Source organism: Spongiactinospora gelatinilytica, assembly GCF_003236385.1.
Classification (GTDB): Bacteria; Actinomycetota; Actinomycetes; order Streptosporangiales; family Streptosporangiaceae; genus Spongiactinospora; species Spongiactinospora gelatinilytica.
Genome location: NZ_POUA01000092.1, coordinates 1 through 21,665, shown reverse-complemented (window position 1 = coordinate 21,665; position 21,665 = coordinate 1). Strand labels below are relative to the sequence as shown.

The 21,665-nt window shown below is 70.8% G+C and carries 25 protein-coding genes; 14 read left to right on the top strand and 11 right to left on the bottom strand.

Translation table 11 applies throughout. From position 1 onward, the window contains the following. Positions 1–292 precede the first annotated feature (292 nt). Positions 293–823, bottom strand: coding sequence for a hypothetical protein (locus C1I98_RS14155; protein ID WP_111167633.1), 531 nt, complete (start codon positions 821–823; stop codon positions 293–295). 172 nt (positions 824–995) lie between these two features. Here C1I98_RS14155 and C1I98_RS14150 point away from each other — a divergent pair, with 172 nt between their 5' ends. After that, entirely contained in the window at positions 996–1,367 is a 372-nt protein-coding gene (locus tag C1I98_RS14150; RefSeq protein WP_146607431.1) for a hypothetical protein, read from the top strand. Positions 1,368–1,621: 254 nt separating this feature from the next. Here the strand turns inward: C1I98_RS14150 and C1I98_RS14145 are convergent, their stop codons facing one another. Continuing rightward, a complete protein-coding gene (locus C1I98_RS14145; RefSeq protein ID WP_233507858.1) occupies positions 1,622–2,281 on the bottom strand; it encodes a TetR/AcrR family transcriptional regulator in 660 nt (219 codons plus the stop codon). Positions 2,282–2,396: 115 nt separating this feature from the next. After that, positions 2,397–3,518: a CapA family protein gene (locus tag C1I98_RS14140; protein WP_111167630.1), complete on the bottom strand. Its 1,122-nt coding sequence runs from the start codon at positions 3,516–3,518 to the stop codon at positions 2,397–2,399. 147 nt (positions 3,519–3,665) lie between these two features. Here C1I98_RS14140 and C1I98_RS14135 point away from each other — a divergent pair, with 147 nt between their 5' ends. Together C1I98_RS14135 and C1I98_RS14130 are read left to right on the top strand one after the other, a co-directional pair. Further along, a complete protein-coding gene (locus tag C1I98_RS14135) occupies positions 3,666–4,076 on the top strand; it encodes a Fur family transcriptional regulator (protein WP_111167629.1) in 411 nt (136 codons plus the stop codon). Between the two features lie 56 nt (positions 4,077–4,132). Beyond that, positions 4,133–5,581, top strand: a complete 1,449-nt coding sequence (locus C1I98_RS14130) for a catalase (RefSeq protein WP_111167628.1) — start codon at positions 4,133–4,135, stop codon at positions 5,579–5,581. Between the two features lie 84 nt (positions 5,582–5,665). Here C1I98_RS14130 and C1I98_RS14125 read toward each other — a convergent pair whose 3' ends face one another. Continuing rightward, positions 5,666–5,872 (bottom strand): DUF397 domain-containing protein, encoded by a 207-nt coding sequence (locus C1I98_RS14125; protein ID WP_111167627.1) that lies wholly within the window; start codon positions 5,870–5,872, stop codon positions 5,666–5,668. Positions 5,873–5,907: 35 nt separating this feature from the next. Continuing rightward, positions 5,908–6,762, bottom strand: a complete 855-nt coding sequence (locus C1I98_RS14120) for a helix-turn-helix domain-containing protein (protein ID WP_111167626.1) — start codon at positions 6,760–6,762, stop codon at positions 5,908–5,910. A gap of 725 nt (positions 6,763–7,487) precedes the next feature. Here C1I98_RS14120 and C1I98_RS41380 point away from each other — a divergent pair. The 8 genes from C1I98_RS41380 to C1I98_RS14085 all read left to right on the top strand — a co-directional run bounded on the left by C1I98_RS41380 (position 7,488) and on the right by C1I98_RS14085 (position 11,906). Further along, positions 7,488–7,661 (top strand): hypothetical protein, encoded by a 174-nt coding sequence (locus C1I98_RS41380; protein ID WP_158558030.1) that lies wholly within the window; start codon positions 7,488–7,490, stop codon positions 7,659–7,661. Continuing rightward, positions 7,648–8,313: a hypothetical protein gene (locus C1I98_RS14110; protein ID WP_146607430.1), complete on the top strand. Its 666-nt coding sequence runs from the start codon at positions 7,648–7,650 to the stop codon at positions 8,311–8,313. The genes C1I98_RS41380 and C1I98_RS14110 overlap by 14 nt, the downstream gene beginning before the upstream one ends. 127 nt (positions 8,314–8,440) lie before the next feature. Further along, positions 8,441–9,076, top strand: a complete 636-nt coding sequence (locus C1I98_RS14105) for a TetR/AcrR family transcriptional regulator (RefSeq protein ID WP_233507857.1) — start codon at positions 8,441–8,443, stop codon at positions 9,074–9,076. An 84-nt stretch (positions 9,077–9,160) separates the two neighbouring features. Continuing rightward, the gene (locus C1I98_RS14100; protein WP_158558029.1) at positions 9,161–9,754 is read left to right on the top strand and encodes an HD domain-containing protein; all 594 of its coding nucleotides are present in this window, start codon (positions 9,161–9,163) and stop codon (positions 9,752–9,754) included. 125 nt (positions 9,755–9,879) lie between these two features. Beyond that, a complete protein-coding gene (locus tag C1I98_RS14095) occupies positions 9,880–10,752 on the top strand; it encodes a Rieske (2Fe-2S) protein (protein ID WP_199536939.1) in 873 nt (290 codons plus the stop codon). Positions 10,753–10,778: 26 nt separating this feature from the next. Beyond that, a complete protein-coding gene (locus C1I98_RS42850) occupies positions 10,779–10,931 on the top strand; it encodes a response regulator (protein WP_199536938.1) in 153 nt (50 codons plus the stop codon). Further along, positions 10,904–11,401 (top strand): response regulator, encoded by a 498-nt coding sequence (locus C1I98_RS42845; RefSeq protein ID WP_199536937.1) that lies wholly within the window; start codon positions 10,904–10,906, stop codon positions 11,399–11,401. The genes C1I98_RS42850 and C1I98_RS42845 overlap by 28 nt, the downstream gene beginning before the upstream one ends. A 271-nt stretch (positions 11,402–11,672) precedes the next feature. Further along, positions 11,673–11,906: an ATP-binding protein gene (locus C1I98_RS14085; RefSeq protein WP_111167621.1), complete on the top strand. Its 234-nt coding sequence runs from the start codon at positions 11,673–11,675 to the stop codon at positions 11,904–11,906. On the opposite strand, the gene C1I98_RS14080 is transcribed toward C1I98_RS14085, so the two are convergent. From C1I98_RS14080 to C1I98_RS14070, 3 genes are all read right to left on the bottom strand, one after another. Then, positions 11,896–12,651, bottom strand: a complete 756-nt coding sequence (locus C1I98_RS14080) for a sulfite exporter TauE/SafE family protein (protein WP_111167620.1) — start codon at positions 12,649–12,651, stop codon at positions 11,896–11,898. The genes C1I98_RS14085 and C1I98_RS14080 overlap by 11 nt on opposite strands. 65 nt (positions 12,652–12,716) lie before the next feature. Then, a complete protein-coding gene (locus C1I98_RS14075) occupies positions 12,717–13,712 on the bottom strand; it encodes an SPFH domain-containing protein (RefSeq protein ID WP_233507856.1) in 996 nt (331 codons plus the stop codon). A 105-nt stretch (positions 13,713–13,817) separates the two neighbouring features. Next, positions 13,818–14,615 (bottom strand): ABC transporter ATP-binding protein, encoded by a 798-nt coding sequence (locus C1I98_RS14070; RefSeq protein ID WP_111167619.1) that lies wholly within the window; start codon positions 14,613–14,615, stop codon positions 13,818–13,820. A 68-nt stretch (positions 14,616–14,683) separates the two neighbouring features. Here C1I98_RS14070 and C1I98_RS14065 point away from each other — a divergent pair, with 68 nt between their 5' ends. After that, positions 14,684–15,466 (top strand): Rv1486c family protein, encoded by a 783-nt coding sequence (locus tag C1I98_RS14065; protein ID WP_233507855.1) that lies wholly within the window; start codon positions 14,684–14,686, stop codon positions 15,464–15,466. Positions 15,467–15,490: 24 nt separating this feature from the next. On the opposite strand, the gene C1I98_RS14060 is transcribed toward C1I98_RS14065, so the two are convergent. The 3 genes from C1I98_RS14060 to C1I98_RS14050 all read right to left on the bottom strand — a co-directional run bounded on the left by C1I98_RS14060 (position 15,491) and on the right by C1I98_RS14050 (position 19,644). Beyond that, on the bottom strand, positions 15,491–17,722 hold the full coding sequence (locus C1I98_RS14060; RefSeq protein WP_111167618.1) for a WD40 repeat domain-containing serine/threonine protein kinase: 2,232 nt from the start codon (positions 17,720–17,722) through the stop codon (positions 15,491–15,493). A gap of 147 nt (positions 17,723–17,869) precedes the next feature. Next, the gene (locus C1I98_RS14055; RefSeq protein ID WP_111167617.1) at positions 17,870–18,499 is read right to left on the bottom strand and encodes a response regulator; all 630 of its coding nucleotides are present in this window, start codon (positions 18,497–18,499) and stop codon (positions 17,870–17,872) included. Further along, positions 18,496–19,644 (bottom strand): GAF domain-containing sensor histidine kinase, encoded by a 1,149-nt coding sequence (locus tag C1I98_RS14050; RefSeq protein ID WP_111167616.1) that lies wholly within the window; start codon positions 19,642–19,644, stop codon positions 18,496–18,498. The genes C1I98_RS14055 and C1I98_RS14050 overlap by 4 nt, the downstream gene beginning before the upstream one ends. 126 nt (positions 19,645–19,770) lie before the next feature. Here C1I98_RS14050 and C1I98_RS14045 point away from each other — a divergent pair, with 126 nt between their 5' ends. Next, a complete protein-coding gene (locus C1I98_RS14045; protein WP_111167634.1) occupies positions 19,771–20,445 on the top strand; it encodes an SDR family NAD(P)-dependent oxidoreductase in 675 nt (224 codons plus the stop codon). Beyond that, a complete protein-coding gene (locus C1I98_RS14040; protein ID WP_111167615.1) occupies positions 20,442–21,467 on the top strand; it encodes an S-adenosylmethionine:tRNA ribosyltransferase-isomerase in 1,026 nt (341 codons plus the stop codon). Before C1I98_RS14045 ends, C1I98_RS14040 begins: the two co-directional genes overlap by 4 nt. Positions 21,468–21,665: the final 198 nt, after the last annotated feature.

The window sequence follows — 21,665 nt, the reverse complement described above, 5'->3', positions numbered from 1 at the left end:
CCCCCCGCCCCATCGCCCTCGCTTCGCTGGGACGCCTTCCCGGTGCCGGCCGCGCGCCGAACGCCTCCGGCCTTGGTTTCCGTACGGCAAGACCCCTCCGGTCACAGGACCGCCGCCGACGGGATCGCGCATCCCAAACGGCGAGACGGCGCCTACCGGGCATGCCGTACCCCGCCTGCGCACCGCACGAAGGACCTAGCGCGCCAGACGGGATACGGACGCGGGACAAGACACCAATGCCTCGGCTCGCCCCAGGTGCCGCGTACGGCGCCGAGCGCGCTATGGGCGGCCGTCAGGTGACGAGGGCGTCGAGTTCGTCTTCGGGGAGGCCCAGGTCGATGCGGATGCGGTAGCGGGCGCGGAGGAGGGCTGCTCGTTCGCCGCTGCTCTCCGGGCAGGCCAGGGCGCCCTCGGTGGCCCACTCGTGGGCGGCGCGCAGCTCGCCGTACGCGATCAGCGTCTCGGTGATGTTGAGACAGGTCGCCGGTGTCACACCGCCCTCGGCACGGATCGCCTTGATCATCTCCTTGCCCTCGGCGGGCCGGTCCAGCTCGAACAGCGTGTCGGCGATCCCGGCACGCGGATCGACGCTCACCTCCCCGCCGTCTTCCATCGCACGCTGGAAACACTCCAGCGCGCGGGCCGGCTGCCCGGCCTGCCGCCATTCCTCCGCCGCCAGCACGAGGATCGCCGCCCGGGACACGTCGCCGGACACATAACTCGCCGCCAGGAAGTCGAGTCGCTTGGCCGTCGGGACGTGGTCGTCGGCCAGCAGCCCCTGCTCAAGCAGCCGATCAAGGTGCTCACGTGTCACATGTGCCACAGCGAGAGACTATCGACCGCCGCCCGGATTTGCCGGAACATTAGCCGCTGTTGCCTCGCTACGGCGAGCCCCGCCATCCTTCGGTAACGGACGGCATATAATTCACTACACTGCGGCGTGTTAATCGCGACATCTGGGTACCACATCACTGCCCGAGCGGTGGGAGGTCGCGATGAACGTTTCCAGGCAGACGATCTTCGCAGTGTCCTTCGGGCTGGTGTTCGCCGCCGCCGTACCCGGCGCGGCCGGCTATCTGACCGGCAGGCTGGAAGCCGTCCGAGCCGCCGAACGCGACCTGCGCATCCTGGAGGCCGACCTGCTCCCCGGCCACGACCGCAGAGACCAGGCCACCGGGCTTGCCCCCGACCGAGCCGACGGCCGGTCCACCGACTCCGCACCGGTCTGCAGGATCCCGCCCCGAACACGCCCCACCGACGGCCACGGCGAAGCCGCCGCCCCACGGGCCGAAGCCGAGCCGAGCCGGTCAGAGTTGGCGGCCCGAGAACCGCGCGGCAGCGGATTCCCTGATCGAGCCGACGGGTGACCGGACGCCGGCGCCGGGCTCGATGGACTGCTCATCCGGGGGATCGGACCCGCCGCGCAGGCGCAGGGCGACCGCCTAGAGGGCCATGCCGACAAGGATCGCCTTGGTGTCGTTGGCCGCAGTGGATGCGGCGGATGCAGCTCCGGCCGCTGGGGCGGTGCCGGGCTCGGTCAGCCCACCGACCCCGCGCCGGTACGCGAGATCGGGTCTCCAACACACCACACAGCCGCGCGGGCCACACCCCGCCGAGCCCATCAGGGGCGGCCGGGGGGAAGGTGGCTGGAGAGGTAACCTCTGATCAAGGTTTTGGCCTCGGCGACGAACTGGGGATCGCCCTGGGAGGCGCGGCGGAAGGCGAGTTTGAGTACCGCGTCGCCCGCCTCGATGGCGACCAGCATGGCCTGGTCGAGCTCCTCGCTGTCGGCCAGACCGAACTCCTGGAGCAGCAGCCCGCGCAGCCGTCCCGCGATGACGGTGTTGTTGTCGGCCACCGAGTCGAGCAGGTTGAGCTCGATGACGTCGGCGAAGTGCAGGGAGCGGAAGCCCCGCACCCGCCGGTGCATGTCGACGTACTCGTCGATGATCGCGTCCACCGCGTCCCACCAGCCCTCGAACTCCGCCGAGAGGAACCTGCGGCCCACGCGGGCGGCGAACAGCTCGACGTTGCGCCTGGTCACCGCCTGGGCGATGGCCCGTTTGTCGGGGAAGAACTGGTAGATCGAGCCGATCGCGACCCCGGCGCGCTCGGCGATCCGGGTGGTGGAGAGCGCCTCGTAGCCGAGCTCGTCGAGGAGTTCGGCGCAGGCGTCGAGCATCCGCTCGACCCGGCGTGCGCTGCGGCGCTGGGCGGGCCGGCGGCGGAGGGGCGTGGGCTCCATGCCGAGATCGGTGTCTTCCACAGGCAAGATGGACACGCCCTCCATCTTGCCCGCTGACCCCCTGGTCGTTCAGGCTAACGGCACATTTGCTCACGCTGAGTGGCCTGTTGATCCGGTATGGCGACAAGGCCCACGTCCGCCGCCCGCGCCGTCATCGGTCGCCCCGGTCCGCCGACAGGCCGGTGCAGGAGCGCAGCCCCCGCCACTCCGTGACCGCCTGCTTGCGTGCGGCCCCGGTGAGCGGCACCGGGACGCCGCCGTTGATGCGGGCGGGCGTCCACTGGTCCTTGAGGACCTTCCGGCCCTGGATGGTCAAGGTGAGCACGCCGGTCTTGCCGGTCTCCGGGCCGGAGTTGTAGAAGACGAAGTTGCCCATCCCGTAGTTGACGTAGGAGCCCTTGAGGTAGCCGCCGCCCAGCAGGATGTGCGCGTGCCCGCCGACGATCACGTCCGCGCCGGCCGCGACGAGTCGCGGGGCCAGTGAGCGCTGCGCCGGGTTCGGGCACTTTTGCAGCTCGGTGCCCCAGTGCAGGTGGACGATCACGGTGTCGGAGTTCTTCCTGGCCGCGCGGACCGCCTGGATCAGCCGCTCCTCGTTCTTGGCCGAGGCCAGGCCGCCCTGCTCGGACGTCGCCGTCCAGGACTGGATGAACTCCGCGTCCAGCACCTGGGTGGCCCCGATGATCGCCACCCGGTTGCCGTTGACCGTCGTCCGGTACGGCTTGTACGCCTGGGCGTCGTCCTTGCCGACCCCGACGATCGGGAAGCGGGACTTCCTGATCGCGGCCAGCGAGTCGCGCAGGCCGCTTCGCATGTAGTCCATGCCGTGGTTGTTGGCCATCGACGCCACGTCCACCCCGGCCGCCTTGAGCGCGGTGAACGCCGTGGGCGGAGCGCGGAAGGTGTACTGCTTGCCGGGCGCGGGCGTGCCCGCGGTGGTGATCGCGGTCTCCAGGTTGACCATCGTCAGGTCGGCCTTCTTCAGCACCGAGGCGATCGGCCCGAGCGCGGTGCGCGGGTTCGCGTCGAGCCGCGCCCGCAGTACGCCCTCGAAGTGGACGTCACCGCCGAACGAGATGGTGTACGGCCGGCGTTCCGGCTTCGGCTTCGTCGTCTTCGCCGGAGGGCTCGGCTCCGCGGAATTCTCCGCCGCGCGCTTCTCCGGCTCTTTTTCGCCCGCCGAACACGCCGCCGTCAGCAGCGCCGCCGCCGCGGTGACCGCGACGAGGGCGCGGGCGCGCCGGAGGACCGGGGGAAGGGGGAACCTCTTCATGACTAACCGAGCATGCCACCTCTAGCCGACATGCCGCACCAATCACTGCATAAGCCCTGGTCCCGGACATGACGCCACCTGCTCGCACCGCTTACTTGGAAGTCTCAAAGACTTGAATCATTCAGGTTTACAACGTAGGGTCATGGCATGGGTGATGCCGACCGGCTGCGCGACGCCGGGCTGCGGGTGACCGCGGCGCGACTCGCGATCATGCAGACCGTGCGCGATGGCGACCACCTCGACGTGGACGCCATCCATCAGCGGGTCCACGAGCGCGTCGGGCGCGTCTCCCTTCAAGCCGTCTACGACTCGTTGGCCGCGCTGCACAGCGCCGGGCTGGTTCGCAAGATCGAGCCGATGGGCAGCCCGGCCCGCTACGAGGGGCGGGTGGGCGACAACCACCACCACCTCGTCTGCCGGCGTTGCGGGGCGATGACCGACGTCGACTGCGTGGCCGGGCAGGCACCCTGCCTGGACCCCGTGGACGCCGCCGGCTACCTGGTCGACGAGGCGGACATTACGTTCTGGGGCGTTTGCCCCAGATGTCGAGGTAATTAGCGGAGTTCCAAGGCGGTAGCCCTACTCCGTAAGCAACGATCCGGAGGACCGCTTCAATGAGCAACCGGCCGACTTCCACCACGGACTCGGGCATTCCCGCCCCGAGCGACGAGTTCTCGCTCTCCGTCGGGCCGAACGGCCCCTTGCTGCTGCAGGACCACTACCTGATCCAGAAGATGGCCCACTTCAACCGGGAGCGGGTCCCCGAGCGCGTCGTCCACGCCAAGGGCGGCGGCGCCTACGGCGTCATGCGGATCACCGAGGACGTGAGCCAGTACACCAAGGCCGACCTGTTCCAGAAGGGCAAGGAGACCGAGCTCTTCCTGCGCTTCTCCACCGTGGCGGGCGAGTTGGGCAGCGCCGACACCGCCCGCGACCCGCGCGGTTTCGCCATCAAGTTCTATACCGAGCACGGCAACTACGACATCGTCGGGAACAACACGCCGATCTTCTTCATCCGCGACCCGCAGAAGTTCTCCGACTTCATCCACAGCCAGAAGCGGCGCGCGGACAACCATCTGCACGACAACAACATGCAATGGGACTTCTGGACCCTCTCCCCCGAGTCGGCCCACCAGGTCAGCTTCCTGATGACCGACCGGGGCACCCCGAAGACCTGGCGCAACATGCACGGCTTCGGGTCGCACACCTTCCTGTGGTACAACGCGGCGGGCGAGAAGTTCTGGGTGAAGTACCACTTCAAGACCGAGCAGGGCATCGAGAACCTCACCGACGCCGAGGCCAAGGCCATCGCCGCCACCGACCCCGACCACCACATCCGCGACCTGCACACCGCGATCGTCCGTGGTGACCACCCGTCGTGGACGGTCAACGTGCAGATCATGCCGTTCGAGGCGGCGGCCGACTACCGGTTCAACCCGTTCGACCTGACCAAGGTGTGGCCGCACGTCGACTACCCGGAGATCACGATCGGCCGGTTCACCCTGAACCGCAACCCGGTGAACTACTTCGCCGAGGTCGAGCAGTCCGGTTTCGAGCCCTCCAACCTCGTGCCCGGTGTCGGGGCCTCCCCGGACAAGATGCTCCAGGGCCGGCTGTTCTCCTACCCCGACACCCACCGCTACCGCATCGGCGCCAACTACCAGCAGCTTCCGGTCAACGCGCCGAAGGTGCCGGTGCACAGCTACAACCGCGACGGCTCGATGCGCTTCGCCAACGGCGGCGACCCGGTGTACGCGCCCAACTCCCTGAACGGCCCGGTCGCCGACCCGTCGCTGTACGCGGGCGAGGACTACCACCTGACCGGCGACATCGTTCGCAGCGCGTACAGCAGGCACGCGGAGGACGACGACTACGTCCAGCCGCGCGCCCTGTGGGAGAACGTGCTGTCCGGGACCGACCGCGCGCACATGGTGGGCAACATCGTCGCCCACGCCTCCGCCCCGGAGGTGACCACCGACACCAAGAAGCGGGTCGTCGAGTACTGGGCCAACGTCCACAAGGACCTCGGCGAGGGCGTCGCCAAGGGCCTAGGCGTGGCCTGACCCGGCCCTGACGGCGAAGAAGGACCCCCGGCACGCCGGGGGTCCTTCCCTGTTTTTCAGATCAGTTTCATACAGATAGGTGACTTACAGGTCGAACTCGCCGTCCCTGACACCTCCCACGAAGGCGTCCCACTCGGTGGGAGTGAAGACGAGCACGGGACCTGATCGGTTCTTGCTGTCGCGCACACCGACATGCCCGCCCGCAAGCTGGGCGACCTCGACGCAGGCTCCGCTGGCCGCGCTCCGGGCACTCTTCTTCCAGACAGCGCCGGAAAGGTCTACCGGGTACATTTTTATTCGGCCTTCTTATCTGACATGCCGGAAGATCACTTCCAGCGATCGATAACCTTCTCCATGAGTTCCCGTGACGCATCCGGGCCAAGGGCCTCTGAGCGCAGGTGGTCGAACGCGAGTTCGTAACCGTAGACCTGCACCGGCTCTTCGACCCACCGGGCGCTGTGCAACAGCTCCAAGTAGACGACGTCCTGGAACTCCGGGAATTTCAGGTGGATGAACGAGCTGGTATTGACAGGATGCAGGGCGTCCTGAGGGAGCACCTGCACGCGAACGTGCGGCAGTTGGCTGACCTCGATCAGCTTTTCGATCTGCTCACGCATCACCGTCGCCCCACCGAACCGGCGCAACAGCGCCGACTCGTCGAGCACGACCCAGGTGGTCAGCGGCTCCGGCTTGCTGATCAGCCGCTGCCGGGCGAGGCGCGCCTCGACCCTGGCGCGGAGATCGGCGGGCGGCAGCCTGATGATCGCCTGGGTGGCGCGGATGACCTCGCGAGCGTACTCCTCGGTCTGGAAGAGACCCGGAACGATCTGGGGTTCCCAGCTCCGCTCGAAGGCCGCCTCTTCTTCCAGCCCCAGCAGTGTCGTGTACTCCTGGGGCAGGGCGTCCTGGTAGTCCTCCCACCAGCCCTTTCTCGACGCGTCCCGCAGCAGGTCGAGCAGCTCGCGCTGCTTGGCCTCCCCGGCCTCGTACAACGCGGTGAGGGCCTGCACATCGGCCCGCTTCGGCATGGTCTTGGCGGTCTCGATCCTGCTGACCTTCGAGGCCGACCAGCCGAGCTCGTCGGCGACGTGGTCACCGGTGAAACCGGCCCGCTCGCGCAACCGGCGAAGCTCCTGACCGAGCCTGCGCCGACGGACGGTTGGACTGGCTCGTTCTGGCACCGCCCGGCCCCCCTTTTGACGCCGTACGTGGTGTAACGCTGGTCAATCGCCACAGAACAGCGGGACCGGCGGCTGACCGGTGTCCCGCAGGGCTCTATCGTACATGCAACTTGCACGGAATGGTGCATTTGATCTTTCGGGGATCGTGTCGAAGTTCCCCCCGATAAGGGTTGCAAGTCCGCCTTCGCGGGTAGACCGCCATGACATCGTATGCTGTGCGCATCAGACGGGGGTGCGCACCACATTACCGCGCGGTCACGCCCGTTTCACGGGCCGCCGCGCGCACCGCACGGCTTCCCCCGGCCACGGCGCCCGCCAGCGTGCCTGCAAGTTGCACGACACATGCACCGCATGAAGCACCGAACTTGAAAAGTTCGCTGCTTTTTACCTTGCGGCGGGACTTGCGTGATAGTAGGCCCGGAGAGACCATCTCTTCAAGGGGGTAATCTCCCGCTCGCACTCCGCAACGCGGCCTGGACCGCGCCACGGACGGCGCTCGGGGGTGTCAGCAGATCAAACCCTGCACGACCCGCGCTCACATGACGCGCCCGCAGCGGCGCAAAGGAAAACCGGGTCGGCGGCCACCGACCCGGTAAGTCCACAAGAGCCTCCGCATCGAGTCCAAGCGAAGGAAGCCTCCTATGTACTCTCACGGTACCAAGGGAATCGCTCGAATCAAATCTTGGGTTCAGGACCTCATCCACCGGGCCGACCGCGAACTCTGCATGGAAGAGGACGAGTTCGCGCACCGCATCGGGTGGACGGTGACCCCGACCGGCTTCGGCTCGCGGCACTACCGCGACCCGAGGTTCGACCGGCTCAAGGCGGACCGCCTGCACGCCCTCGCGGCGCGTGACGGCCGGGAAGAGCGGGAGGTGCCGGGAAATGTCGCGGCGTAACCCGAGGAACAACCCCTACCCCGCGCGCGGGGAGGTGCCGGCGGCCGGCCGTACGCCGTCGCTGGTGCGGGCCTGGCGCTGGCGCACCGAGTTCGCGCTGCTCGTCACGGCGGTGGCGGTCCTCGCGCTCACCGTGAGCGCCACCGTCAACGGCAGTTGGTGGGCCGCTGCCGCGATGACCGGGGCGGTGTCGGTCCCGGCCGCCACGCGCTTCGGCCGCGGCTGGGTCGGCGCGCACTTCTGGTGCCTGTTCTCCCGGCACCGCATCCAGCGGGTCTGCCTGGAGACCCCGATGCACACCACCTCCGGGCGGATCCCCCTGGTGCTGTGGATCGCTCCCACCGCCGAAGGCGAGCGGGCGTTCATCGTCACCAGGGCGGGCATCTGCGCGGAGGACTTCGAGGCCTTCTCCGGCGAGCTGGAGGCGGCCTGCCTGGCCAGCCAGGTGCTGGTGTGGCGGCACCGCCGCCGGGCCGACCTGGTCGCCGTCGAGATCGTCCGCAGGGACGGCCGCGCCCCCGCCGGCCTCGACGGCGGGCACTGGGTGCGCATCCCCTCCTCCCGGGACACCGGACCGGGACTCGCCTCTCCGCTGGAGATCGAAGAGCCTCCTGATCCGCGGACGACACTGCTCATCCCCCAGACCGGCTGAGCCCGGCTCGGCCGGCACGGCGACCGCGATCCCGGAGGACCACCCTCCGGGGTCGCCAAGGCCCTCACAGGCCCGCGAACTCATGCCATAACAATGCAATGCTATGTATTCTGGTGCCGTGGCCAGGATGAAAGATCCCTCGATCCGCACGCTGATCATCGAGCGGGCCGCCCACATGCTCCGCACGCGCGAGCCCATCACCCTGCGCTCACTGGTGTCGCAGACCTGCGTGTCCACGATGGCCGTCTACACCTACTTCGGCGGCATGGACGGCGTGTGGAAGGCCCTGCGGCAGGAGGGCTTCACCCGGCTGACGGACAGGTTCGCGCTGGTGCGGGAGTCCGCGGACCCGGTACACGACCTGACCGCCCTGGTCGCGGCCTACATCGGCAACGCCATCGACCACCCCGACCTGTACCGGATCATGTTCGACGAGACCTTGGACCTCGAAGACCACCAGGCCGCCGACGCCGCCCTTGCGTACCTGGTCCGGGCCGCCCGGCGGGGCAGGGACGCCGGCCGCTTCCGCGGCGACGCCGATCCGCGGCGGCTGGCGGCCCAGAGCTGGGTCATCGGTCACGGGCTGGTCTCCCTGGTCACCGGCGGCTGCCTGCCCCGCCGGACGCTCGACGACGGCGCGGCCATGCTGACCGCGCTGTTCATCGGCGCAGGCGACGGCCCCGACGGGTGCCGGGCCTCGGTCGAAGAGGGCTGGAAGCACTTGTCCATACCCCGCGAAGGGGTCCCCGACGGTTCAAGGTGACCCAAGGTGACCGGGGATGCAACGTATGACGTCGGGGCGGCGAACTCCCCCACCTGTTGATCAACGTCCGACTAGGCTGGGCGTGTGAGCGACGCGCGGCTGCATGCACAGATCGACTTCCTCATCGAGATCGACAAGCTGAAGCGGGTCATCCGCCGCAATACGCTGATGGACGGTTCGCGGCGGGAGAACGACGCCGAGCACTCCTGGTACCTCGGCATGCTGGCGATGACCCTCGCCGAACACGCCCCTCCGGGCACCGACCTCAACCGCGTGGTGGCGATGCTGCTGGTCCACGACATCGTGGAGATCGACGCGGGTGACACCTTCATCTACGACGACGACATGCTCGCCACCCAGGCCGAACGGGAGCGCGCCGCCGCCGACCGGATCTTCGGGCTGCTCCCGGCCGAGCAGGCCAAGACGATGCACGCCTTGTGGGACGAGTTCGAGGAGCGGCGCACCCCGGAGGCGCGGTTCGCCAAGGCCCTCGACCGCATCGCGCCGCTGATCGCCAACCACCGCACCGACGGCGGCACCTGGCAGTTGTACAAGGTGACCGCCGTGCAGGTGATGCGCAACGTGAAGATCATCGAGGAGGGCTCCCCCGGCCTGGCCGCGTACGCCGCCCGGCTCGTGGAGCAGTCGGTCCGCCAGGGGCATCTGGCGGCCTCCTAGCGACGCCACCGGCCGGGCTCCGCTGGACCGGTGTTCGGCCCTCGTGGTACGGGTAGATGACCCACCACGGAAAGGGGGCAAACGTGGAGGAGACCATCCAAAAGGGCACTCGATCCCGAAGGGGAATGCTCCCGAAGCTCGACCTGACCAACCGGCTGGAACGCACGACGGCGATGGACCGCACGATCCGGGCGCTGGCCAAGGCCGTGCGGAGCAGGCTCCGGCCGGGTGGGCTGCGCGACCTGCTGCACGGGGTGCCGACCGGCACGCCCGTCCACCCGCCGCTCGCCACCGCCAGCCTGGGCTGCTGGGTGGCCACCGCCGTACTGGACGCGACCGGCGCCGACCCCCGCGCCGCGCGTACGGTGCTGGCCACCGGCCTGGCCGGCGCGGCCCCCGCGGCGGCGGCCGGCATCACCGACTGGTCCGTGCTGCACATCGAGCAGCAACGGGTGGGCTTCGTCCACGCGATCGCCAACCTCAGCGCGTTCACCCTGTACGCGGGCTCGCTGGCGCTGCGCCTGGCCGGCCGGGAACGCGGCGGCAGGCTGCTCGGCTACGCCGGGCTGGGCGCGGCGAGCCTGGGCGGGATGCTCGGCGGGCACATGGCCTACCGCCAGGCGGCCGGGGCCAACCACGCCGAGCAGGTCACCCATCTGGTCCCGCTGGGCTGGCACAACCTCTGCGAGCTGAAGGACCTGCCCGACGGCCGCCCGGTCTCCCGCAGGCTCGGCTACATCGACCTGTTCGTGCTGCGCAGCGGCGAGACGGTGACCATCCTGGCCGACCACTGCAGCCACCTGGCGGGCCCGCTCCACCAGGGCCGCCTGACCAGTGAGGGCGGCGTGACCTGCGTGGTGTGCCCGTGGCACGGCAGCACCTTCCGGCTGTCGGACGGCAAGGTCGTGCACGGCCCGGCGACCGCGCCGCAGCCGGTGTTCCAGACCCGGGTACGCCGGGACGGCATCATCCAGGTCAGGCCCGCGCAACACGCCTAGTCACTTGCGATGATCACCTTGTTGCCATGGCGAATTCGGCGATCATCACCGTTGACGACGATCCCGCCGTCTCCAGGGCGGTGGCCCGAGACGTGCGCCGCCGTTACGGCGACCGCTACCGCGTCGTACGCGCCGACTCGGCCCGGCCGCGATGGAGGCGCTCCGCGAGATCAAGCTGAGGGGCGAGCAGGTCGCGGTCATGCTCGCCGACTACCGGATACCGCAGATGAACGGCATCCAGTTCCTCGAAAGCGCCATGGACCTGTTCCCGCCCGCGCGGCGCGTCCTGCTGACCGCCTACGCCGACACCGACGCCGCGATCGACGCCAGCAACATCGTCGATGTCGACCACTACCTCCTCGAGCCGTGGAACCCACCGGAGGAGAAGCTCTACCCGGTGATGGACGGCCTGCTCGACGCGTGGCTGTCCACGCCCGCGTCCGCGGAGGGCGACGTGCGCGTGGTCGGCCACCGGTGGTCCGCGCCGTCGTACAAGGTGCGCGACTTCCTGGCCCGCAACCTGGTGCCTACCGCTGGGTGCTGGCCGACGAGCCGGAGGGCGAGCGGCTGCTGTCGGCCGCCGGGCTCGGCCCCGACGCCGTCCCGGTGGTCATCACGCCCGATGGCAGGTCGCTGGCCACCCCGGTGAGCGAGCTGGCCGCGCACATCGGGCCGAGCACCACCCCGGCGTCCGACTTCTACGACCTGATCGTGGTGGGCGCGGGCCCGGCGGGGCTCGGCGCGGCGGTCTACGGGGCGTCGGAGGGCCTGCGCACGGTGCTCATCGAGCAGCGCGCCACCGGCGGCCAGGCCGGGCAGAGCAGCCGGATCGAAAACTACCTGGGCTTCCCCGACGGCGTCTCCGGCGCGCAGCTCACCGCGCGAGCACGCTCACGCTGCGCACCTCGCGCGACGGCGACATGCTGGCGGTGGAGGTGGCCGACACCGGCGTGGGCATCCCGGAGCAGATCCGGCCGCGGGTCTTCGAGCCGTTCTTCACCACCAAGGGGGTCGGCGAGGGCACCGGCCGGGGGCTGGACATCTCCTACCGGATCGTGGTCAACAAGCACCACGGCGACATCCGGGTGCGTTCGGCGCCGGGCGACACGCGGTTCACCGTACTCCTGCCGCTGGACCCCGACGCTAGTCCATGACCAGGTTGACGATCGCGACGATCCCGACCACCACGATGACGCCGCGCAGCAGGACGGGGGGCAGCCGGCGGCCGAGCCGCGCGCCCAGGTAGCCGCCGACCATCGAGCCGAGCGCCACCATCGCCACCGCCCACCAGTCCAGCGGCGCGACGAACACGAAGAGCACCGCGGCGGCGGAGTTGACCAGCAGGGCCAGCACGACCTTGGCGGCGTTGATCTTCTGCAGGCTCTCGTCCAGGAAGATGCCGAGCAGGCCGATGAGCACGATGCCCTGGGCCGCGCCGAAGTAGCCGCCGTACATGCCCGCGCCCAGCACGCCCAGCCACAGCAACGGCCCGCCGTGCGCGTGCCGGTCGCGCCTGCGGCCGGCCAGCCACTTGCCGAGGTACGGCTGGACCAGCACGAGCACCAGCGACAGGCCGATCAGCACCGGGACTATGATCTTGAAAGCCGACTCCGGCAGGTTGAGCAGCAACAGCCCGCCCGCCACCGACCCGATGACCGACGCGATGCCGAGCCGCACCAGGCGTCCGCGCTGCCCCCCTAGCTCCTCCCGGTAGCCGAGCACGCCGGTGACCCCGCCGGGGACGAGCCCGACGTTGTTGGAGACGTTGGCGACGATCGGCGGGTAGCCGAAGGCGAGCAGAGTCGGGAACGTGATCAGCGATCCGGACCCCACGACCGAGTTGATGCCACCCGCCGCGACCCCGGCCGCGAACACCGCGACCGCCTCCCACGGTGTCAAAACGTACCCCTCACCCTTGAACCGCCACGATGCCCGATGCTAGAGGGCGGCCTGTCCCCGGCCGGTCAGGGGGTCCCGTCGGCGGCGGGCTTGCGCGTCGTACGGGGCCGCCTGCGCGGCTCGGGCTCCTCCTCCCGCTCCGGGCCGAGCAGGCCGCCGATGCCCTCAAGGAGGCGGCCGATCTCGGAGGGCACGATCCACACCGTGTTGGAGTCGCCCTTGGCGATCTCCGGGAGCGTCTGGAGGTACTGGTAGGCGAGCAGGGCGCGGTCCGGTTTGCCGTCGTGGACGGCCTTGAAGACCATGGCGATGGCCTCCGCCTGGCCCTTGGCCCGCATGGAGTGGGCCTCGGCCTCGGCCTGCGCGCGCAGCACGACGGCCTCGGCCTCGCCACGGGCGCGCAGCACGGCGGCCTGGTTCTCGCCCTCGGCGGTCAGGATCGCGGCCCGCTTGTGGGCCTCCGCCGCCGCCACGGACGACTGGGAGTCACGGTCGGCGCGCATCCGGCGTTCCATCGACTCCTGGATCGAGGCGGGCGGGTCGATCGACTTCAGCTCGATCCGGTTGACCTTGATGCCCCAGCGGGCGGCCGTTTCGGAGAGCGCGCCGCGCAGCTCCGCGCCGATCCGCTCACGCGAGCCGAGCGCGTCGTCCAGGCTCATCCCGCCGATCATGTTGCGCAGGGTGACCACGGTGAGCTGTTCGACCGCCGACAGCACCCCGGACACCTCGTAGGTCGCCGCCTTGGCGTCGGTGACCTGGTAGTAGACGACGGTGTCGACCGACACCACCAGGTGGTCGGCGGTGCTCACCGGCTGCGGCGGGAAGGCCACCACCTGCTCGCGCAGGTCCACCAGGTTCCTGATCCGGTCGATGAACGGGACGACCAGGCTCAGGCCGGGCTCCAGTGTGCGGTGGTAGCGGCCCAGCCGTTCGACGACGCCCGCGGTCGACTGCGGGATGATCCTGACGGTGCGGGCCAGCGCGAACCCGGCGAAGGCCGCCACGACCACCAGGGCGATCAGCATCTCCACGTACATCGCGGCCCTTCCGTTGAGCAACCGTGCGAGGGAAGCTGGCCGAAATGGTATGTGGTCTTCGCTTTACTATCCCGTCAGGCGCGCGAATCGACCTGAGAAGGTGGGGTACGCAGTGGTTCGCCCCGTCTAGTACTGGGGGCGGGCCCTCGCGTACCACCGGCCGTCCGGGGCGCGCTCCAGGCCCAGCGGCACCCCGAAGGTCTTGGACAGGTTGTCCGCGTTCAGGACCACCTCGATGGGCCCCTGGGCCATCACCGAGCCGTGCCGGATCAGCAGCGCGTGGGTGAACCCGGCGGGCACCTCCTCCACGTGGTGGGTGACCAGCACCATGGTGGGGGCCTTGGGGTCGTGGGCCAGCCCGGACAGGCGGCGGACCAGGTCTTCCCTGGCACTGATGTCGAGCCCGGCGGCGGGCTCGTCGAGCAGCAGCAGCTCGGGGTCGGGCATCAGGGCGCGGGCGATCTGGGTGCGCTTGCGCTCGCCCTCCGACAATGTGTTGAACCGCCGCCTGATCAGGTGCGCGCAGCCGAGCTGGTCGATCAGCTCCACGGCCCGGGTGACGTCGTGCGAGTCGTACTCCTCGCTCCAGCGGCCCAGCACCGCGTACGACGCGGTGAGCACCAGGTCGATGACCTTCTCCTGGGGCGGGATGCGCTCGGTCAGTGCGGAACTGGCCATGCCGATCCGGGTGCGCAGCTCCTGCAGGTCGGTACGGCCGGCCGGCTCGCCCAAGATCTCCACGGTGCCCTCGGTCGGGAACAGTATCGCCCCGGCCACCTGCAACAACGTGGTCTTGCCCGCGCCGTTGGGACCGATCACGACCCAGCGCTCGTCTTCACCGACGGTCCAGTCGATGCCCCGCAGCAGGGCGGCGCCGTCCCTGCGGACGGCGACATCCCGAAGGTGCAGCACCTGACCGCCCATCCCCGATCACTCCCTCACGTGTCGCTCGCCTAAAACCTATTGCAGTGGCACCGCTTATCGTGGATCGGGTGCACCTGGATTCATCGCACCGGGACTCACCCGCGTCGGCCGCGCTCGTCTGCTGGGGGAACGCCTGGCTCGCCGGCCACATCGGCCTGGACGAGGCGGTCGACCACATCGAGCGTACGGCCGGGCCCGGCATCGTCGCCCGCCCACCCTCCGATGATCTCCCTTCGCATGGCGGCGCCCGCGACGCGCCGCTCCGCGGCTACCTCGCCGACCTGCGGCTTTCCGGCCTGACCGCGTTGCGGCTGGCGCTTCCGGTGGCCGGTGACCCGCTCGGGCTCACCGGACCGCCCGCCTTCAACTCCGCCGCGATCGAGGCGGGGCAGGCCGCCATCGCCGTACTGGCCGGCCGGTGCGTCGGCCTGATCCCGGAGGCGGACCTGCGCGGCTCGTCCTACCGGGGGGTCCGCTGGACGGCCGCCGAGGCCGCCGCCGCCGTACCGGACCTGCCGTCCCTGGCCGAGGCCGAGCGCGAGCTGAACACCGCGATGCTCTCGGCCACCGAGACGCTGATGAACGTCGAGGGCCCCCGCCAGGCCCACCCCGGGACGGCGCTGTCCGGGTCCGGGGCGGACGAAACGCTCGCGCCCGGCTATCCGGGCCGCGCCCACCGGGTGGCGGCGCTGTCGGCGCGACTGGCCCACGCGCTGCGCCTGGCCGACGACCGCGGCCTCACCTCCGGCCAGGTCACCGCCAGGGGCAGTGTGCTGCGCGACCTGGACCGCGCGGTACGCCGTGCCTGGGTGGCCGCCCACCATGCGATCCTCGAATCCCGCGCCCAATGACCAGTGATGACCCGGGCGGCTAGCCTAGTTGAGCGCCCCGAAACGCCAGATGCCGAGTCCGTCGGCGCCCCGGCCGGTGGAGACGAGCATCAGCCTGCCCTTTCCGTCCACGTACGGCACGACGGACGCGGCCCCGCTCGGGTGCGCGTCCTCGATCTTGCCGCGCAGCTTGCCGGTGAGCAGGTCCCAGGCCCGCAGCACGCCGTCACCGCTCGCCGCCACCAGGGTCTTGCGGTCGCCCAGCTCGATGAACGCCAGGCTCTCGATCGAACCCTTGGGCCCGGAGATCGGCTTCCTGACGGCCTTGCGGCTGGCGGCGTCCCAGATCCTCACGGCCTTCTCGCCGCCCGCCGCCGACGCGATCACCGCGCGCCCGCCGACCGTGCCGGTGGCGAGGGCCCGGACCGCCTTGGTGTGCTTGTGGTAGGCGCTGCCGTACGGCTTGCGCCGCGCCGGGTCCCACAGCCGGACGGTCTCATCGCCCGCCCCCGAGGCGAGGTAGGGCTTGCCGGAGCGGAACGTCCCGGCGGCGAGCCAGGTGACGGGCTTCTTGTGGCCGTGCAGCGGCTTGCCGGTCATGCGCCGCCTGGCGAGGTCGTAGAGCCGGATGCGCTTGTCGTTCGTGGCGACCGCCACCAGGGTGCGGCCGCGCGACTTGACCACGGCGAGCGCGGAGATCCGCCCGCCGCGCGCCTTGATGGCCTTTCCGACCGCGCGGCGGGCGCCGAGGTCCCAGACCTTCACCGTGCCGTCCCGGCCGGCTGAGACGGCCACAGGGCGCTTGCCGAGCCGTGCCGTGACGACCGTCGCGACGCCGCCGCGGTGCCGGGCCCCGGCGAACCTCCCGCCGATCGCCTCGCCGCTCTCCAGCTCCCACAGCCGCAGCCGGCCGTCCGAGCCGCCGGTCACCACGACCGCGTCGCCGCGCACCGACGTCACGGCGGTGGCGCGGACCTCGCTGCCGGTCTTCACCGACCTGATGCGGTAGCCGTAGCCGAGCCATCCGGTCTTGGTGACCGTCGCGGGCGAGGCCGCGACCGGGCCGCGCGGGGACGGCTCGGGGGACGGTGGCCGAGGGGACGGTGCTTCGGGGGTGCTCGGCGCCTCGTCGGCCCGCTGCACGATGCCCACGGTGGGCAGGGCCTCCGGCTTCCCGCCGGGTCCGCCGGACACCAGCCAGACGGGCACCCCCACGATCGCCGCGACCCCGGCCGCGAGGCCGACGGTCACCCGCTTCCAGCGGCCTTTCCGCCGGGGGACCTCCCGTGGCGGCTCGGGCTCTGGCACCTCGGGTGCTTGGGGTGCTTCTGCGACCGGCTCTGGTTCCGGCTCGGGCTCCGGCTCCGGTTCGGGTTCCGGTTCAGGGACCGGCTCGGGCTCTGGTTCGGGTTCGGGTTCAGGTTCGGGCGGGGCCGCGGTGAGGTCTTCGACGATCTCCGGGAACGCGGGCCGCTCACCCGGCGACTTGGCCAGGCAACGGGCCAGCAGGTCGCGCAGGCCGGCGGGGACGCCGTCCAGGTCGGGCGGCGCGGTGAGGACGCGGTCCATCACCGCCGCCACCGAGTCGTCGACCATGTCGTCCGCCAGTGGATCGGCCAGGGCCCGGGGCAGGGCGAAGAACGGATTGCGCCCCGTGGCCGCGAACGCGACGGTAGCCGCCCAGGCGAACACGTCGGAGGCCGGCCCGGGCGTCTCCCCCGTGATCTGCTCCGGCGAAAGGTACTCCGGCGTGCCGATGGTCGCGCTGAACACCGTCGCCCCCGCCTCCAGCGCCTCGGCGATCCCCGCGTCCAGCAGCCATGGACCGTCCACGCCGAGCATGATGTTGCCCGGCTTGACGTCGCGGTGGACCATTCCCGAGGCGTGCAGCGCGGCCAGCGCGCGGGCGGTGTCCCTGGCGAACGGCCGCAGCCGCTCCGCCGAGAGGTTCGTGGACAGCGGGAAGCCGTCGGCGAGCGCGCTCACCACGTACGGCCGGCCGTCGTGGATGCCCGCGTCGAGCACGGTGACGGTGTTGGGGCGGGTGACGCCGCGCAGGCCCTCCATGACGACCAGGAACCGCCTGCGGCCCTCCTCGGTCAGCCGGAAACGCGGGTGGAGGAGCTTGACGACCACTGGAACGCCCTCGGCGTCCACCGCCGAGTGGATCACACCCTGGCGTCCCTCGCCGAGGCGGCCGGTGAGGCGGAGACCGCCGAGGCTGTCGGGCGCGGCCGGGTCGGGGTCACCCGCCTCGGTGGATCGGGCGAGCGGCATGCACACCTCCTCCGGCGAATGCCGGAATCATGGGCACTCACGGGGTACGCGAAGACCCGACCGTATGTGTCGACGGGTCCACACAATACGCCGGTCGAGATGCCCCGAAGGTCGTGTCGAGGCAGCCTTTCCCCGATCGAAACGATCTCAGCCCATACCGTGGCGTACGGCATAGAGCGCGGCCTGGGTGCGGTCCTGCACGCCGAGCTTCATCAGCACGTTCGACACGTGCGTCTTGACGGTCTTCTCGGCGACGGACAGTTCCCTGGCGATCTCCCGGTTGGAGCGTCCCGCGGCGATCAGCCCGAGCACCTCGCGCTCGCGTTCGGTGAGCGGGCTGGGATTGTCCGTGGCCGGGACGGACCCGCCGCCGTCCAGTACGGCCCGCGCCGCCTCAGGCGCGAGCAGTACCTGACCGGCGGCCACCGCGCGGATGGCCTGCACCAGCGAACCCGGATCGACGTCCTTGTAGAGGAACCCGGCCGCGCCCGCCCGCATCGCCGGGGCCACGTCGGCGCGGTCGCTCACCGAGGTGAGCACCAGCACCCGGACCGCGAGCCCGCGCTCGGCCAGAAGTTCCAGCGCTCCGAGCCCGTCGAGGACCGGCATCCGCAGGTCGAGCAGCAGCACGTCGGGCGCCCGTGCGGCGACGATCTCCACCGCCTCGTCCCCGTCGCCCGCCTCGCCGACCACCTCGATGTCGTCCTGGAGGCCGAGGAAGGTGCACAACCCCTGACGGACCACCGGATGGTCATCGGCGATCACCACGCGTATCACGGCTGGACCTCCATGCGGACCGTCGTTCCAGAACCCGGCCGCGACCGCACCACGACCGAGCCGCCGACCTCCCGCGCCCGCTCGTGCATCGTGGTCAGGCCGAGTCCTTGGTCGCGCCCGGGCGAGGCCGAGGCGTCGAAGCCGCCGCCGTCGTCGCTCACGTCGAGCTCCAGCGCGCCGCAGCGCTCGATCAGACGTACGGTGACCGACCCGGCCTTCGCGTGCCGCACCGCGTTGTGCAGCGCCTCCTGGGCCACTCTCAGCACGGCCACCTCGACCGCCGGATCGGATGTGAGGCCGCCGTGGTCGTCGCACGGCACGACGACCGACTCGAAGGAGACCTCGGGGGCGTGCAGCCGGTGTAGCAGCGCCACGTGCTTGCGCAGGGTCTCGGCCAGCCCGTGCCGGCCCAGCTCGGCCGGGCGCAGCTCGACGATCACCGCGCGCAGCTCGGCCAGGGCCTCCCCGGCCAGGCGCTGCACCTGGTCCAGCTGCCCGGCCGCGCGCCCCGGGTCGGCGCCCATCAGCGCCTGTGCGGCCTGCGCGCTCAGCCGCAGCGAGAACAGCTTCTGGGTGACCGCGTCGTGCAGGTCGCGGGCCACCCGGGTGCGCTCTTCGACCATGGCCAGCTCGCGGCTTCGCTCGTACAGCCGCGCGTTGGTCAGCGCGATGGCCGCGTGCGCCGCGAACAGCGTCAGAAGCTCCTCGTCGGCCTCGGTGAAACCGCCCGGCGTGCGCTTGTTGGACAGGAAGATGATGCCCAGCACCTCGTCACCGTCGCGGATCGGCACGCCGATGAAGTCCTTCAGCACCGGGTGGGCGCGCGGCCACCACTCGTAGCGGGCGTCCTTGCGGATGTCGGCCAGCCGTACCGGGGCGCCCTCGCGCAGCATCGCGCCGAGCATGCCGTGCTGGCGCGGGGTCGGCCCGATCGCCTTCCACTGCTTGTCGGAGATGCCCTCGGCGATGAACTCCGCGAACGCGCCCTGCTCGTCCGGCACGCCCAGGGCCGCGTACCGGGCGTCCAGCAGCCGCTGCGCCGAGCGCACGATGACCTGAAGCACCTCGCGCACCGACAGGTGGCGGGTGACCGCGAGCACCGCCGAACTGACGGCGTGCAGAATCTCCTCAGGTTCGTCTTGCACAGCTTCACACTAGGTCGTACCCCCGGTAGGAGTGCCACGGGTACGTTGGTCCTACGCCCATCTGCCCAGGCCACCGAGGCCCGCGGCCCGATGTACGGCGAGCGCCGCCTGCCTAGCGTCGGCCCCATGACGAAGAACGCGCTCATCACCGGCGCCTCCCGGGGCCTTGGACTGGCCCTCACCCGGGCCCTCGTCGAAGAGGGCTGGCGCCTTGTCATCACCGCGCGCGGCGTGGCCGCCCTGGACCAGGTCACCGCCGAGCTGGGGTCCGCCCAGGTCACCGCGCTGGCCGGGGACGTCGCCGACGCCGGGCACCGCAAGCTGCTCGCCGACGCCGCGCACGGCCTCGGCGGGCTGGACCTGCTGGTCAACAACGCGAGCGGACTCGGCACCACCCCGCTGCCGCCGCTGGCCGACTATCCGATCGACGACCTCACGGGGCTGTTCGCCACGAACGTCATCGCGCCGCTCGCACTGACCCAGGCCGTACTCCCCGGCCTGCGCGAGCGGCGGGGCGCGGTCGTGAACATCTCCTCCGACGCGGCCATCGAAGCCTACGAGGGGTGGGGCGGGTACGGCGCGACCAAGGCGGCGCTCGACCAGCTCTCCAACGTGCTGGCGGCCGAGGAGCCCGATGTGGCCGTCTGGTGGCTGGACCCGGGCGAGATGAACACCGCGATGCTCGCCGGCGCGGTGGGCCCGAAGGAGGCGAGCGGCGCGCCCGACCCGGAGTCCGTGGTGCCGACGATCCTGCGGCTGGTCCGTGAACGCCCGGGCAGTGGAAGGCTGGCCCACCGATGACCGTCCAGGCGTCCGCGTTCGACTTCGAGCTGCCGGCCGCACGCGAGGCGCACGAGCCGCCCGAGGCGCGCGGACTGACCAGGGACGGCGTACGGCTGATGGTGTCGTGGCGGGACACCGGGCACATCGCCCACCGCAGGTTCGCCGACCTGCCCGACCTGCTCGAACCCGGCGACCTGCTGGTGGTCAACGACTCCGCGACGCTGCCCGCCGCGGTACGCCTGGACAAGCTGGCCGTCCACTTCTCCACCGAACGGGAGGACGGCTCCTGGCTGGTCGAGCTGCGCCACCGGACGCAGGCCGGCGGCACCAGGCCGTACGGCGGGGGCGCGCCCGGCGAGTGGCTCCCCCTGCCCGGCCAGGCGACCCTGCGGCTGATCGAACGCGAGACGCCCCGGCTCTGGCGGGCCCGCCTGGACCGCGACGTGCGGACCTACCTCGGGGAGCACGGCGTGCCGATCCGCTATTCCTACATCGCGCGGGACTGGCCGCTCGCCGACTACCAGACGGTGTTCGCGAGGGTGCCGGGCAGCGCGGAGATGCCGAGCGCGGCCCGGCCGTTCAGCCAGCGGCTGGTCACCTCGCTCGTGGTACGCGGCATCGGCATCGCGCCGGTGACCCTGCACACGGGCGTCGCCTCGCCGGAGCGGGACGAGCCGCCCTACCAGGAGTGGTTCTCGGTGCCCCCCGCGACCGCGCGGCAGGTGAACCTGGCGCGCGCCTCGGGGGCGCGGGTCATCGCGGTCGGCACGACCGTCGTACGCGCACTGGAGTCCGCCGCGGGCGACGACGGCCGGGTACGGGCCGCCGCGGGGTGGACCGACCGCGTGGTGACCCCGGAGATCGGGGTCCGTGCGGTGGACGGGCTGGTGACGGGCCTGCACGAACCGCGCTCCAGCCACCTGATGATGCTCGCCGCGATCGGCGGCGGCGAGCTCATCGCCCGCGGGTACGAAGAGGCGCTGGCGAAGGAGTATCTGTGGCATGAGTTCGGGGACACGCATCTGATCCTCACGCGGTGAAAGGCACACTATTGCCTCCACAACCACCTGAATAACAAATGCATCAGGATTCAACCACGAATCGGTTCTACGCGGCGGGTCATAGATCATGATAGAGCGCAGCGAATCATCCGCAGGGCAACTGGGATCAGCGGCGAAGATTCGTCAGGGCGCGGTCTCCGTGCCGCCCCCCGCCGCGTAAGAACCCCTTTCGCACCC

What these genes read in the sequence shown, in the direction of transcription:
- C1I98_RS14125 (WP_111167627.1), bottom strand. Translation starts at nt 5,872, where the DNA reads ATGTACCCGGTAGACCTTTCCGGCGCTGTCTGGAAGAAGAGTGCCCGG.
- C1I98_RS14135 (WP_111167629.1), top strand. Translation starts at nt 3,666, where the DNA reads ATGGGTGATGCCGACCGGCTGCGCGACGCCGGGCTGCGGGTGACCGCG.
- C1I98_RS14130 (WP_111167628.1), top strand. Translation starts at nt 4,133, where the DNA reads ATGAGCAACCGGCCGACTTCCACCACGGACTCGGGCATTCCCGCCCCG.
- C1I98_RS14140 (WP_111167630.1), bottom strand. Translation starts at nt 3,518, where the DNA reads ATGAAGAGGTTCCCCCTTCCCCCGGTCCTCCGGCGCGCCCGCGCCCTC.
- C1I98_RS14040 (WP_111167615.1), top strand. Translation starts at nt 20,442, where the DNA reads ATGACCGTCCAGGCGTCCGCGTTCGACTTCGAGCTGCCGGCCGCACGC.
- C1I98_RS14060 (WP_111167618.1), bottom strand. Translation starts at nt 17,722, where the DNA reads ATGCCGCTCGCCCGATCCACCGAGGCGGGTGACCCCGACCCGGCCGCG.
- C1I98_RS14085 (WP_111167621.1), top strand. Translation starts at nt 11,673, where the DNA reads ATGCTGGCGGTGGAGGTGGCCGACACCGGCGTGGGCATCCCGGAGCAG.
- C1I98_RS42850 (WP_199536938.1), top strand. Translation starts at nt 10,779, where the DNA reads ATGGCGAATTCGGCGATCATCACCGTTGACGACGATCCCGCCGTCTCC.
- C1I98_RS41380 (WP_158558030.1), top strand. Translation starts at nt 7,488, where the DNA reads ATGGAAGAGGACGAGTTCGCGCACCGCATCGGGTGGACGGTGACCCCG.
- C1I98_RS14105 (WP_233507857.1), top strand. Translation starts at nt 8,441, where the DNA reads ATGAAAGATCCCTCGATCCGCACGCTGATCATCGAGCGGGCCGCCCAC.
- C1I98_RS14095 (WP_199536939.1), top strand. Translation starts at nt 9,880, where the DNA reads ATGCTCCCGAAGCTCGACCTGACCAACCGGCTGGAACGCACGACGGCG.
- C1I98_RS14110 (WP_146607430.1), top strand. Translation starts at nt 7,648, where the DNA reads ATGTCGCGGCGTAACCCGAGGAACAACCCCTACCCCGCGCGCGGGGAG.
- C1I98_RS14045 (WP_111167634.1), top strand. Translation starts at nt 19,771, where the DNA reads ATGACGAAGAACGCGCTCATCACCGGCGCCTCCCGGGGCCTTGGACTG.
- C1I98_RS14150 (WP_146607431.1), top strand. Translation starts at nt 996, where the DNA reads ATGAACGTTTCCAGGCAGACGATCTTCGCAGTGTCCTTCGGGCTGGTG.
- C1I98_RS14070 (WP_111167619.1), bottom strand. Translation starts at nt 14,615, where the DNA reads ATGGGCGGTCAGGTGCTGCACCTTCGGGATGTCGCCGTCCGCAGGGAC.
- C1I98_RS42845 (WP_199536937.1), top strand. Translation starts at nt 10,904, where the DNA reads ATGGAGGCGCTCCGCGAGATCAAGCTGAGGGGCGAGCAGGTCGCGGTC.